The following is a 13081-nucleotide window of genomic DNA, read 5'->3' as shown; positions in this document are numbered from 1 at the left end:
CCCGCGACGTGATTCGCTGGAGCCGACATCGTTCCGAAGACGGCTCTAGAACTTGTATCGAAGGTTCACGAAGTAGTTGCGCCCCTCCAGGGGAAATCCCTCGTCGATGGCATAGTCTTCATCGGTGATGTTGTAGATACCGCCTTCAATGGAAAGGCCCTTGTACACTTCATAGATGGCCTTGGTGTTGACCAGCGCGTACTCCTGCGCCACGCGAACGCCGTCGCTGGAGCTGTACCGGTTGCCGTTGTACTCCACGGACCCGACGAGACTCAATCCGTCCAGAGGCGTGAAGTATTGCAGGTAGGCGAACACCTTGTTGTGCGGAATGTTGACCAGCCGGTCCGTCGAGTCTTCGTTGTCGTACTGGATGTGCGTGTAGTTGAACCCGCCTTTGAGGCACGACAGGATCTGACCGGATATGCCCAGTTCCACGCCGTATTGACGGATGTTCCCGATGTTCTGGTTCTGGTTGATGGTCATGCCCGGATTGTCGGGGTCGGGAATCGTCTTGAAGAGTATGAAATCGCTGATGTCCGAGTAGAAAACGTTTGCTTCGACCGTAATCCTTTTGAACAGCACTTCCTTGTACCCGATTTCATAGTTGATGGATCGCTCCGCGTTGAGATCCGGGTTGGGCAGGCTGGTGCCGAACCGGTAGGAATACTTGTCCTTCAGGGAAGGAAGCCTCGATTTCGCCGCGACCGCGGCATGGACCGTACCCGTGTCGGTGACCTTGTAGAACAACCCGCCCTGGGGGTTGAATGCATCGGTTGCGCTGAGCGGGAAATTCGGCATTCTCCCCGTCGCGGAATCCAGGTCCTCCGCCTCCACCGTCTCCAGCCTGTCGTAGCTGATTCCGATGATCGAATAGAACTTGCTTGTAAGATCGATGGTGTCTTCCAAACCCACGGAAATGATGCGATCCTCGAACCGCTGGCGGGGATTCCCCTCGTTGTGCTCCCTGTGAACGTCGTCCTTGAGGTGGATGGCCATCTTGAGAAAGTTTCTCGGCAGGAGTTGGGTGCCGGCCTCCGCGGAGCAGCCGATGGTGAAGTCATCGTAGTGACTTTTGAAACTGGATTTCTTGTCCTGAGTCGTATAGGTCTCGTCGTCGAAGCCGGAGAGCGCGTTGTCGAAACGGTCCCAGTAAATCCTCGTCTTCACGTAGCTTTTGTCGTAAATTGCCGTGTTCGAGTTGAAATACAGGCTCTCCTTGTCCCAATTCGGCCATTGCCAGAACCTGACCCATTCGCTCGGATCGGTCCCCGCGTACGGCGGTGACCCCTTCTCCGCTTTCTGATTGATGTAGCTGATGGCGTACTCGTCCGATTCGTTCGGAGTGAGCCCGACCTTCAGGTTGACTTTCCAGTCGCGTTGATAGGAGTTCACCCTTTCCCCGCTTCCCTGCACGCCCGTGGGCGTGAAATCGTCCGAAAGATCGAAATGATCCCGGTTGATGTAGGACGCTCCGGTCTGGATGTACCATTTGCCCTGATTGCTTCCGAAGTTGCCGAAAGCGTGGTAGGTCTGCCCGGAAGCATAGCCGGACCCGGCATTCATCTCGAATTCCTTGACGGGTCGGCGGGAAACCATGTTGATGGCGCCGCCCATGGTATTCGGACCGTACAGAACGGATGTGAACCCCTTGGAAACGATCACCTCCGAGAGATCGAACGTATTGAACCGGCTCAGGTCCGGGTAGCCGTCGTAAGGCACGTAGATCGGGATGCCGTCGAGAAAGATCGGGACGTGCTTGATGTCGAAACCGCGGATATAGACCATCTTTTCGTTTCTTGCCCCCGTTTCCGAGAGGGTCACTCCGGGCAGGAGATTCACGGCATCGGCCAGGTCGTTCCGGTCGAAAAGCCGCATTTCGTCGTCGTAGATTTTCTCGACCGTCGTGTTCCTGCTTTCTTCCATTTTTCCGACCACTTCGATCTCACCCAGGCTGAACACCCGGTTCCGCGTGCTTCTCGTCTCCTCGGTTTTCTCCTCCGGGGTTTCTTCCTCCCCGGCCCATACCCCCGGTCCCCCGCCAAACACGAGCAACAGGAGCATTGCGGCAAATACGGCGGCACCTCTCGTCACGAGCCTCGTCATCATGTCCCTCCCCAACCTCTTCTCGAATGCGATTTCAACTGAAAACGTGCTTGATTTTCCGATTCACACGGCATGCAGCGTGTTCCGGCGAATGGTCCCGGGTCTCCGGTCGCAGGGAGGGAGGCGAACGTGAGCGGTCCGGTTTCCCGGGCAATTTGAGGCTTTGCATGGTGAATTCCGGGTAATGGCGTGGAGATTAGTGTATTTTATAAATGTCTTTGCGTACGGTTTCACATTGTATAGATGACGCTTATGCATGTCAATTGTAATTTAAACAGTACTTTTAAAAACTCGAATGCCTCCACAAAATGGTGAAAACGACCACGTGCCGCGAGCGGGGCGGAGCGCCTCGGGCGAAAAAGCCGCGAACCCGGGAGCGATTTGCCCCGCCTTCCGGAAATTTGCGAAGCGCAGAAGGCTGCGAACCCGCGCCCCGGAGCTTCGGGCCTTCCAGCTTCTTCAAGCCTCCCGCGGGAACGCCGCCCTCTGAAAACGGCACCGCTTGAAGGCGGCATAAACAGGCTGCTTGCATCCCACTTTGAAATCGGGTAGAGATATCGTGTATAGACGACACAATGCACATTTTTGGCACTGAAAGAACAACTCTCGATTCACCCCGTGCGTCGGGAACACGACTTTCCCGACCGCGAAGGAAGACCGCCGGGGAACAACAAGGGGAGATGATCCGATGGAAAGACAGGAAAGCTTTCCTGTCCTGTACGGTCTGTCCGGCCGCCGCGGAGGAGCGAAACGCGGGACCCGCATGAAGCCGACGGCGGTTCCCGCGCCGGGCGCCGTGACCTGGGAGGCGCCGCCGTGACGCAAACCCTCGTCCCGTTGCTCCTGACCCTCAAAGTGGCCGGTTTTGCCACGCTGGGGGCCTCCCTGGTCGGCGTCTCCGTCGCTTTCCTCCTGGCTCGCGTCCGGTTTCGAGGCAGAGAATGGCTCGACGCCTTCCTCACTCTGCCCCTGGTGATGCCGCCGACCGTCCTCGGGTACTACCTGATCGTCATCATCGGGCGAAGGGGCTGGATCGGCAGCTGGCTCTACGAGACCTTCGGGGTGACCCTCATGTTCACCTGGCAGGGTGCGGTGGTGGCTTCCACCGTGGTCTCGCTGCCCCTGGTTTTCAAGGCCGCCCGCAGCGCCTTCGAAAGCATCGACCCGAATCTCGAAAAAGCCGCCCGCACTCTGGGACTGTCCGAAGCGGGGGTCTTCTTTCGCGTGTCGTTTCCTCTCGCCTGGCCGGGGATACTGGCCGGGACGATGCTCGCCTTCGCCCGGGCCATGGGCGAGTTCGGAGCAACCCTCATGGTGGCCGGCAATCTGCCCGGAAAGACGCAAACCCTCTCCCTCGCCGTCTACGATGCGGTCCAGGCGGGGAACGAGCGGATGGCCGCCACTTTGGTGATCATCACATCGCTGGTGTGCATGGCGGTTCTGGTTTTTTCCGGAAGAATGCTGAAAACCCGTTATCTCAAGGAGGTTGACCGATGAAGCATCATGTTGCCGCCCGTTTTTTCGTCGCCCTTTTTCTCGCCCTTGCCATCCTCCCCGCGCTGTACGTCGGCAGTGCCTGCGCCGAGCAGGAAATCATCGTCTCCGCCGCGGCAAGCCTGACCAATGCCTTCACGGAGGTGGGCAAGAAATTCGAGGCGGCCAACCCGGGAACCAAGGTAGTGTTGAATTTCGCGGCCTCGGGGCCGTTGCTGCAGCAGATCGAGCAGGGCGCGCCGGCGGACGTGTTCGCATCGGCGGATCAGAAAACCATGGACCAGGCCAACGAGAAGAAGCTCATCCTGACCGAAACCAGGAAAAACTTTGCCGGCAACGGGCTCGTTCTGATCGTCCCCGGCGACGCGAAAACCTCCATCAAGGCTTTGAAGGACTTGACCCTGAAGGAAATCACGAGGATTTCCGTGGGAAATCCGGAATCGGTTCCCGCGGGTCGTTACGCGGAGGAGGCCCTGACCAGCGAGGGTTTGTGGGAAACTCTGAAACCCAAATTCATCCTCGCCAATTCAGTCCGCCAGGTGCTCGACTACGTGAGTCGTGGGGAAGTGGACGCGGGGATTGTCTATGCGACCGATGCCGCCGTCGCCAAAGAGAAGGTGCGGGTTGCGTTGAAACTGGAGAAGCACAAGCCGATCCTTTACCCCATCGCCGTGGTCGCGGCGACCAGGAAGACGGATCCTGCCCGGCGCTTCATCGATTTCGTGCTGAGCGAGGAAGGCGTGGAAATCCTCTCGAAGTACGGATTCGGGAAACCGTGACATGGTCATCGAAGTCTCGGTGGAAAAACGCATGGAATCGAAGGCGAGGCATTTCAGGCTCGATGCCGCCTTTTCCTCCCGGGAGCAGTGCGTGGTCCTTTTCGGCCCTTCGGGTTCCGGCAAGACGCTCACGCTGCAATCCATCGCCGGTCTCGTGACGCCGGATGCAGGAAGAATCGCTCTCAACGGCCGCGTGCTGTTCGATACGCAGAGCGGGGTGAACGTCCCCTCGCGCCACAGGAAGATCGGCTACGTGTTCCAGGACTACGCGCTGTTCCCTCACCGCACGGTGCTCGAGAACGTGGGATTCGGACTGAAAAACGACTGGCCCTGGCGCCTGTCGCGCGACGACCGGCGCCAGGTCATGGAATTTCTCGAAGCTTTCGAAATCTCCCAGTTGGCGCAGAGTTATCCCTTGGACATTTCGGGTGGCCAGAAGCAGCGCGTGGCGCTCGCGCGGGCACTGATCCGGAAGCCGGACCTGCTGCTCATGGACGAACCCTTCGCCGCCCTGGACACGCTCCTGCGCGTGAAGCTCCGCGAAGAACTGGCGAAGATCCGGCGCGCGTTCGACATCCCGATGGTCATGGTCACTCACGACCCCGAGGATATTCGGGTCTTCGCCGAGACCCTCGTGATTTACGAAATCGGCCGGGTCCGCGAGTGCCTGCATTTTCTCAAGAGCGACGGGACCGACCTGGAAGAGGTGCTCGCCTCCTGAGGGACAGGCTCCCCCGTCGATCAATGAAGCGGCACCCCCATTGCACTCGGGACCCATTGCCGGACGGGCGCGTGGGTGTTTTCGCAACACCGTTTCCTCTTCAAGGCTTGCAGGAGTCAGACCCATCGTCCCCCCTTCACATGAGCCTGCCACAATACCGGGCTCGAGATTGAGCGTGAGCGAATCCTGCGAACCGGGCACAAATATCCGGACGCGTTCGTCATCCCCCGAGGAAAGCGGGACAAACATTGACGAATATTAACGTGTACTTTCCGCCTCACACTGCTAGAATGCATTCCGTAAGGTCACACCCTATTCATGAAGCTGAACCGGGCACATCAGGCGCGTGAGTCCCTGAGAAAAGGAAAGGAACGGACACGTCCGGCAGGTTTCATCAATGCGGCCGTTTCCGCTCTTCTGCACTGATTCCGCTGACGATCGAAAGACAATGCGCCCCGAGCCTCGGAAACGACGCGCGGGGCCGTGTGGATGCTTGCGGGGCACACATGTTGGACGAATTCCCGAAAGCCGGGCATCTCCCGTCGCTGGGATACAGTTCGGCTTCGACGGGGGCGTTCGCCCGAAAGACGGCAGGTATCGACTCAAGACCCGATTCCCGTTCCAACTTCCGCTTCTGTTCGATCCGGAACGCAACGACGCCGGAGGAAAAGCTCGACGTTCCGGGCAGGCGGACGAGGGGGTCGGCTCAATTCCACCGCTCCCCGGCCGTGCGTCCGAGATAAGGCAACTCGGAGCGGAACGCGAGGAAATCCGGTCCCATCCCGGGTAGCCCCGATGGTTCGCAGGCGGCATCCCTTGAGGTTTGCGGCGCCTGCGACCTTGAATGCAACGGGAAGGAAAGCCGCCGGAAAGGACCATCCGACGATTCGGCTGTCGGGGCGGTCGTTCCTGAACGCCAGGGCGCACTCAACCGTATCTCCAAGGAGAGAGGGTATGAAAAGAAGCGTGTTCGTTTTTTTGACCGCCGTTTTCGTCTTATCGGCATCCGTGTCCCTGTGTCATGCCCAAACGGATCGCACGGTGACGAATACCTCGAAAAAGGGAAGCCTTCTGGTTTGGCCTCTGATCCGAGGCGGCACGGCAGACACGATGATCAATCTCAGCAATGACTATTATGAGAGTGTCAAAGTAAAGTGTGTCTATCGCTTCCCTTCGTCCTGCGCGCGCACCGAATGGACTTTCACGCTTCAGCCCAATCAGCCCGTCTCCTGGATGGCGTCCACGGGGAAGGGACCGGACGGCAAAGCCGTGCCTCACACCGGCGTGCAGCCCAGCCCCCTGGCGCCCAGGACCCTGGCCGAGCTCAAATGCTGGGCGGTGGACAGCGCCGGAACGCAGCAGATTGCCTGGAATTGGCTGTCGGGAAGCGCGGTGGTCGGGGAAGCTCACGACCGTCACTGGGAATACAGCGCCTGGCGATTCGCCGTGAATTCAGCCACGACCGGCGTCGCGGCGGGTCTGCCGGGAGAGATGCTTCTGACGGGCGATTCCGGCAACTACGACGCCTGCCCGACGGGCCTGCTGTTCAACTTTCTGAAGCAGACCCGGAACACTTCGGGTGTCTTCCCCGCGGGGACCGTCGACAACAGGCTGGCCCTCGTTCCCTGCAGGGAACGGCTTGCGGGAAACCTCGACACGATGGTCTATACGAAGCTGGTGCGCCGCAGTGAAAAAGGGAAAACCCTTTCGACGGCGTCCGTGTGCGTGGGATGTGACGACACCACGACCCAATGGTTCTATCAATCCCTTGCCGGCCCCAAAGTGCATCTGGTCGCGGGCGCCGTCAACCCTTTCACGCACCTGTCGACCCGCAGCGGCACCATCTACGTGCACGGCAGGAAGCAGGCCGCCTGCGCGGGCAGCGTGGGCTCGCCGCTCCTGGGCGTCATGTCCATGCGGCTCTATTCCGGTGACGGACCCGTCGTCGGCGTGGCCCCGACCGCCGTAGGCCCAGGCCAGGCGTACATCAGGGACGCCAACGACGTGAACACCACGACCCCGGTTTCCATCACCTGGTAGCCGGAACCCGATCCGTGCGGCCCTTTCACGGCACGGCACGGATTTTTCGGCGCGTGCCCGTGAAACACCCGAATCCGGGGACACCGGTCCCGCCCGCGAGTGTGGTCCACGCGGAATGCCGGGCGGCTCGGGACTGAATATCGAGGAGGTCAGGCATATGAGAAGGTACATCATCGCAGCTTTGGTCACGGCTTTCATGATAGTCGCGGCAAGCCTCGACGGTTCGGCCCAGATCAACGGCGCCGCCGACACGTCCAAGGAGGGCAGTCTCCTGATCTGGCCAAAAATCCAGACCGACAACGGGACGGAAACCTATATTTTTCTCACCAACAATTCTTCCAACAAGGTTTGTGTGAAGTGTTACTGGGAAGTCAAGCAGGCACGGACCACTCCCGGCAGCCCGTGTCTGCTGTCCGATTTTGCCATGAGGCTGTCCGCCCGCAACAGCGTCATGTTCAGGGCCAGCGACGGCTGCGACCTGTCCGGCCGCGGAGTGGCCGCGGGGATGGGTACGGGCGAGGAAGGGGTCCTCAAATGCTGGGCTGTCGACCGCACCCTGCGCAAACAGATCTCGTGGAATCACCTGAGCGGTTTCGCCATTGTGACAAAGCCTTTCCTGGCCAGCCGTCCCCAGAACGCCTGGCAGTACAGCGCGTGGCGATTCGCTGCAAACGTCATCGAGAGTTCCGGGAACTTCGCCGACGGCTTCTGGGTTGGAGAGGTGACCGGCGTGGGCGGAGCCGACGTCAACATCATGTCCCTGAAGGCATCGCCGACGACGGTCGTCACTCCCGCCAATTGCCCCGGGCCGGATTACAGCGCCGCCGAGTGCAGCCTGCCGAACGCCGCCTACGATGCGTGCCCGAAATACCTGACCTTCGATTTCCTCGCGGAGCCCACTCAAGGAAGCACCACCGACGGGTTCGCCGTCAACAACCTGGCCCTTGTTCCGTGCAAGTCCGATCTCACCGGGGACACTCTGAGCCTGAAGACCAAGATCGAGTACACCATCTGGAATGAAGACGGCCTCCAGTACTCCGGGCTCGACCAATGCGCCGGCTGCGCCTATGAAAGCTACCTCGGCAAGCTCACCGTGCTGAGAAACTACAAACCTTTCCTGTTGAGCAATCTGCACACGCCGGCCGGGCGATTCCGCGTTGAAGGAACCGCCGGCGCCGGGTGCGGAGCGGGCGTTGAAGCCACCTCCATGGTCGGCGTGAGATCGTTCAGACGGGTCGGAGACACCCAGGTGGTCGGGACCAACGGCACGGCATCGGGCAAGGAAACGACGGACTACGGGTACATCCGGTGGCTTCCGACCGGAGGGTACTATCAAATGAAGCGCCGTTAGCGGCCCCATCCGATTCGAACGCCCGGCCCCTTCTAGCAGGGGAGGGGAAGTCGTTCCCCTCCCGCTTTTATCCGTGAGGCCGGGACCGGGCCTGCCGGTGATCAAACACCGATCCGAATCCACCGTCATTGGCAGTATGGCATGACGGCCCACCCGCGGCCAGCCGGGCCGCGTTGTATCCCCCGCCCCCCGGCGCGGTGTCGTCGCTTCGGCCTCCCCTGGACCCTTCTTTCACCACTTCCCAGCCGACACGGTCGGGACGGGCACGTCCTTTCGAGCCCTCGACCGGGACGCGCCGAAGAACGCGCGCGATTGTCGGCGGGACAAAATCGCTGAGGGCAAGTTGGAGCGCCTTGCAACTTTTCGCCGCATGTAGGAGAATTCCGGCTCCGAAGATAAGTTGCCGCAAGGCGCGGTCCAGGGAGCAGCTCTTGCCGCCGGCAGTGACCGCCTTGCGGCGGCGCTGAGTTTTCCCGGTTGGACCGGATGGCTCATCCCGAGGAGAATCTCCCCGGGGAGTTGTCTCAAGCGTTCTCCCGGTATTGGATTGGACCGGATAACCCACCTATAAGGAGATAAAACCATGGTCAAAATCATGCCGTGCCTGGATATGAAGAACGGTCGCGTGGTGAAGGGGATTCACTTTGTGGACCTCAAGGACGCCGGCGATCCCGTGGAAAGCGCCAGGCTCTATCAGCAGGAAGGCGCGGATGAACTGGCGATGCTGGACATCGCCGCAACCCTCGAAAATCGCAAGACCCGTCTTGACTGGGTGAGGGCCGTCTCGGGCGTCATCGACATACCGCTGACCGTCGGGGGCGGCGTTTCCACGATGGAAGATATCGAGCTGCTGCTGGGAGCCGGCGCGGACAAGGTTTCCATGAACAGCGCGGCGGTCAAGCGTCCGGAATTGATCCGGGAGGCCGCAGCCGGATGGGGATCGCAACGCGTGACCGTTGCAATCGATGCCCGCCGGAACGCAGCCATGCCGTCGGGTTTCGAACTGGTGGTTTCGGGGGGCACCCTGGCGGTCGGCAAGGACGCCGTCGAATGGGCCAAACAATGCGAATCGCTCGGCGCCGGCGTCATTTTGCCGACCAGCATGGATGGCGACGGAACGCGGGCCGGCTATGATATTCCCTTCACCCGGGCCATTTCGGAGGCAGTGAAGGTGCCTGTAGTCGCCTCGGGCGGGGCGGGCAGGCTCGAGGACTTTTACGAAGCCGTGACGCAGGGTGGCGCGACCATATTGCTTGCGGCCTCGGTATTCCATTACCGGCTTCTGAGCATCCAACAGGTGAAGACCTACTTGCGAGGGAAAGGCATAGGCGTTTCTTCATAGAGGACCTCGCCCGGGACCCTCGCGGAGGGTCGCCCGCCGTCCTCACTTTTCTCGACATTGCCATGGAAACGAGTGCCCGGAGGGCGCCGGCGAAAGGGGCCTTCTCGGGGCAGGCACGGCTTTGTGCCGCCATCGAGGCGGAGTCGGAGCTTCATGACGCCGGTGCGCCGATCCGTGTTTCGGGCATCCCCGGCTCCCCCTCCTGCGCCACGATCGATGTCCGGGTCGTTCGGGATGCGTTTTTGATCCGGCGAGCCCCGCCCATTGCAAGGAACATCAGGATACCCGACAGGACGCCTCCCGCATGGCAGGCGGGAACGGGCGACCCCATCAGCCCGAAGTGGAGGAATTCGAAGAACACGTGCCCCTGCAACACCTCCACGATGCTCTTGGGAACGACGATCCCGAAGCAGACCATTCCGGTGATGAAGCTCTTGCGATCCCCCCTCTCACCGGTCATGCACTCGAGGGCCGAAACGGCCATGAGACCGTGGGCGATGCCCGAAAGCCCGCACAGGCCCCGGACGGCGATGAGCGGGGTTGTAAGCGTGCTCAAAGCGAGGCTGCCCAGGCCGCACCCGATCACCCACGAGAGCCGCCTCCAACGCGACGGTTCGTCCAGCCCGGCATAGAGGAACAGGAACGCTCCCGCATCGAGCAGCAGGTGATACCAGCTCAAATGAACGAAGGGGTGGGCCGGCACGCGCCACCATTCCCCGGCCTTGACGGCGGCCGGGAAAAAGAGCGCGGACTCGAATATGCCGCCTGTGAGCAGGGGGAAGTTGAGCACCGCCAGGGCGACGCCGAAGACGAACAACTCGGGCGCTTGCCGTGGACGCCGGCTCGATTCATTTGCCGATCGCATGTTTTCCCTCGCTTTTTCTGAGTCGGGCACGACCGGGCGGCGGGGAACCTCTCCGCCCCCCGGTGCCCAAGGTCGCGGCATCTTCTCAAAGGCATGCCTTTTGCCTGGCCGCTCTGCCCCCGGCGCCCGGGGCGACGCGGAAAAAGCCTTTCCATGGCAGTTTCGAAACACCGGACCCGCGGGCTCGATCGTCAAACTGGGAAGAAGGAAGTCCCGGACACGGGAGCTCCCCCCTCCCCCCTTTTCTTTCATCGCGATTTGCGCTTCATTGCAGCCAGCCAGGCCACCAGCATCGCCATCAGAGGCCCCACCGGGCCGCTGCCGACCCCGGGCGCTTTTTGGCCTTGGAACATGCCTCCGTTCCCGGAAGCTTCATCGACGCGGTGATTCCTTACCGGTGCGTTGGCGCGCGCGGTCTGGGCCATACGCTCCCCGGCGACCCGGTCCGCGTTGTTTCTGCCGATTCCTTCGGCTTCCATCGCATCCTGCGGGATCACCACCATGGAAGTGTAGTCGGTCACCAGGGAGTACTCTTTGCCCAACCGGACCACCTTTTCGCGCAGCGACTCGCTTTCGCCCCGTTCCCGGATCATCTCCATGTGCTCCTCGATGGAGGACAAGGCCCAGAGTCTCTCCAATTCGGGATTTTCCTCATCCGTCTCGGGCAGAACGGCCTTGCAGCGCCAGGAACGTTCCTGCCCGGACACTTTGGCCTTCAGCTCGACCTCCACTTCGCCGTGTCCCTCGTAGCGGCCGAAGGCCACCAGTTGCCGGCCCAGGTGGAGGCTGCCCGGCCGGGCGGGAGTCAGCCGACTCACCTTTTCCCCGTGGAATTTCAGCACGACGCCGTGAAGACATTCGTGGAACACCTTCGCCTTGGCCTGGATGAGGCGACCCGCAATGTCGTCCGACTCGGAGACATTCATGGCAAATCCCCCCGATTCCTTGGCAAGCCGGTCCATGAGCGGCTGATTGGCGCTGTTGCCGATGACGAAGGTGAACAGTCGCACGTCATGCTGTTTGAGCAGGCCGAGGAATTCGTCATGTCGCGTGGGCCCGACGTTGCAGACCCCGTCGGTCACGAGGACGATGCCCGTCGTTCGTTCTCCGTCGAGCAGGCGGTAGGCGAGGTCGAGGCCGTCGAAGAGGGCGGTCGAACCTCCGGCCTGGATCTGTTTGACCCGCTGCATCCACGTCTGAACGTTTTCCGGACTCGCCGGGACGTACCCTCCGGTGAAATCCGCCGCGGTGGTGTTGAAGGTCACGATGCGAAAGCGATCGTTGGCCGACATCTTCCCCAGGACCCGTGAAACGCCTTCGATGAGGGTCGTTATTTTACGGCCGGTCATGCTTCCGGAGATATCGAGCACGAACGTCCAGTCCACGCCTTCGGCGATGCGCTTGAGAGACGCCGCCGGGGTCACCACCACCATGAACGTCCCCGCGCTGTCGGGGCCTTTGCGGTAAGGGATCAGTTCCACGCGGGCCGGAACTTCGTCATCCAGGCGGTAGTAGAGCACGACGTCCTTGTCCAGCCTCGCTCCCTCCGTGCTCTCCAGGGCAATCCGGTAAACGTCCCCGGGAGCTCCCCGCTCTCCCATGTTCGACTCTTTGCTGACCACGGCCCGGTCCTGGTGTTCCGGTAACCGGACGTCCTTGATCGGGAACGCGGACTTGAGCTCGACGTTCAACGCAAAGCTCCCCCGGACCGCGTTGTCCACGGTCCAAAACCGGTCCCGCTCATCGTCGACTCCCCCCTCGGCCAGCGGATACACATACCGGCCCACGTTCAAATCGATCTCCAGGGGCTGATAGTAGACGAACCGCACTCGCGTCTCCACCTGAGGGCGAACCACGCCCACGCGGATGTTGAACGTCTTGAAATCGTCTTTTTCAGCCAGGGCGGTATCGCTTCCCTGCGCCTTCCGGCTCTCGTAGACGGCCCTCGCCCGCTCCTTTTCCACGACCTCGCCGATGTTCTCCCGGCCATCGAACCACAGGCTCAGTTCGGACAGGCTCGCCTGCCCGGGAAGAGGCAGCGTGTAGACGGCTTCCAGGTCCTGCTGCCCGTCGTTCATGAAGACCTGGTCCACCTCGGTCCTTGCGAACCCGTTGTTGATGGTCACATTCACCCGGTGCGTTTTGATGTGGATGGCGGTGCTCCGGCCGTCCAGCGGCTTGAGCAACCCCGCGGCCCGCGCATCGCCGCACCAGAGGACGACGAACGCCGCCGCTCCCAGCAACACCCGCGCGCCCAATCTTGTCCATCTCCCCCGGACCTTCTTTTCCATAAGTTGTCTCCTTGCGCTGAGATCGCATGTCCTTCGTTTCGGATCGTTTCCTTTTGCACGCCCGCTTCGCCGTTGCCGCTCCGCGGGCTGACTCG

10 protein-coding genes are annotated in these 13081 nt (G+C 61.2%); 7 read left to right on the top strand and 3 right to left on the bottom strand.

Going from position 1 to position 13081, the window contains the following annotated elements; genetic code table 11:
- Positions 1 to 45 precede the first annotated feature (45 nt).
- Complete coding sequence (locus tag SFUM_RS19125; RefSeq protein WP_208597077.1) at positions 46 to 2106, bottom strand: TonB-dependent receptor plug domain-containing protein; 2061 nt, start codon at positions 2104 to 2106, stop codon at positions 46 to 48.
- Between the two features lie 685 nt (positions 2107 to 2791).
- On the opposite strand from SFUM_RS19125, the gene SFUM_RS24015 reads away from it, so the two are divergent.
- The 7 genes from SFUM_RS24015 (at position 2792) to hisF (ending at position 9830) form a co-directional block, all read left to right on the top strand.
- Positions 2792 to 2923 carry a hypothetical protein gene (locus tag SFUM_RS24015; RefSeq protein WP_279614591.1) on the top strand — a complete coding sequence of 44 codons (132 nt, stop codon included), beginning with the start codon at positions 2792 to 2794 and terminating at the stop codon, positions 2921 to 2923.
- Positions 2920 to 3600, top strand: coding sequence for a molybdate ABC transporter permease subunit (modB, locus tag SFUM_RS19115; protein WP_011700493.1), 681 nt, complete (start codon positions 2920 to 2922; stop codon positions 3598 to 3600). Before SFUM_RS24015 ends, modB begins: the two co-directional genes overlap by 4 nt.
- On the top strand, positions 3597 to 4376 hold the full coding sequence (gene modA / locus SFUM_RS19110; protein ID WP_011700492.1) for a molybdate ABC transporter substrate-binding protein: 780 nt from the start codon (positions 3597 to 3599) through the stop codon (positions 4374 to 4376). The genes modB and modA overlap by 4 nt, the downstream gene beginning before the upstream one ends.
- Position 4377: 1 nt before the next feature.
- Positions 4378 to 5097 (top strand): ATP-binding cassette domain-containing protein, encoded by a 720-nt coding sequence (locus tag SFUM_RS19105; RefSeq protein WP_011700491.1) that lies wholly within the window; start codon positions 4378 to 4380, stop codon positions 5095 to 5097.
- A 954-nt stretch (positions 5098 to 6051) separates the two neighbouring features.
- Positions 6052 to 7137 carry a hypothetical protein gene (locus SFUM_RS19095; RefSeq protein ID WP_011700489.1) on the top strand — a complete coding sequence of 362 codons (1086 nt, stop codon included), beginning with the start codon at positions 6052 to 6054 and terminating at the stop codon, positions 7135 to 7137.
- A gap of 157 nt (positions 7138 to 7294) precedes the next feature.
- The gene (locus tag SFUM_RS19090) at positions 7295 to 8488 is read left to right on the top strand and encodes a hypothetical protein (RefSeq protein ID WP_011700488.1); all 1194 of its coding nucleotides are present in this window, start codon (positions 7295 to 7297) and stop codon (positions 8486 to 8488) included.
- Positions 8489 to 9071: 583 nt separating this feature from the next.
- Positions 9072 to 9830 carry an imidazole glycerol phosphate synthase subunit HisF gene (hisF, locus tag SFUM_RS19085; protein WP_011700487.1) on the top strand — a complete coding sequence of 253 codons (759 nt, stop codon included), beginning with the start codon at positions 9072 to 9074 and terminating at the stop codon, positions 9828 to 9830.
- 151 nt (positions 9831 to 9981) lie between these two features.
- On the opposite strand, the gene rrtA is transcribed toward hisF, so the two are convergent.
- Positions 9982 to 10695, bottom strand: coding sequence for a rhombosortase (rrtA, locus tag SFUM_RS22140; RefSeq protein WP_011700486.1), 714 nt, complete (start codon positions 10693 to 10695; stop codon positions 9982 to 9984).
- Between the two features lie 248 nt (positions 10696 to 10943).
- Positions 10944 to 12986, bottom strand: coding sequence for a VIT domain-containing protein (locus SFUM_RS19075; protein WP_011700485.1), 2043 nt, complete (start codon positions 12984 to 12986; stop codon positions 10944 to 10946).
- Positions 12987 to 13081 lie beyond the last annotated feature (95 nt).

Source organism: Syntrophobacter fumaroxidans MPOB (assembly GCF_000014965.1).
Lineage (GTDB): Bacteria > Desulfobacterota > Syntrophobacteria > Syntrophobacterales > Syntrophobacteraceae > Syntrophobacter > Syntrophobacter fumaroxidans.
This window is presented reverse-complemented; position numbering and strand designations above follow the sequence as displayed.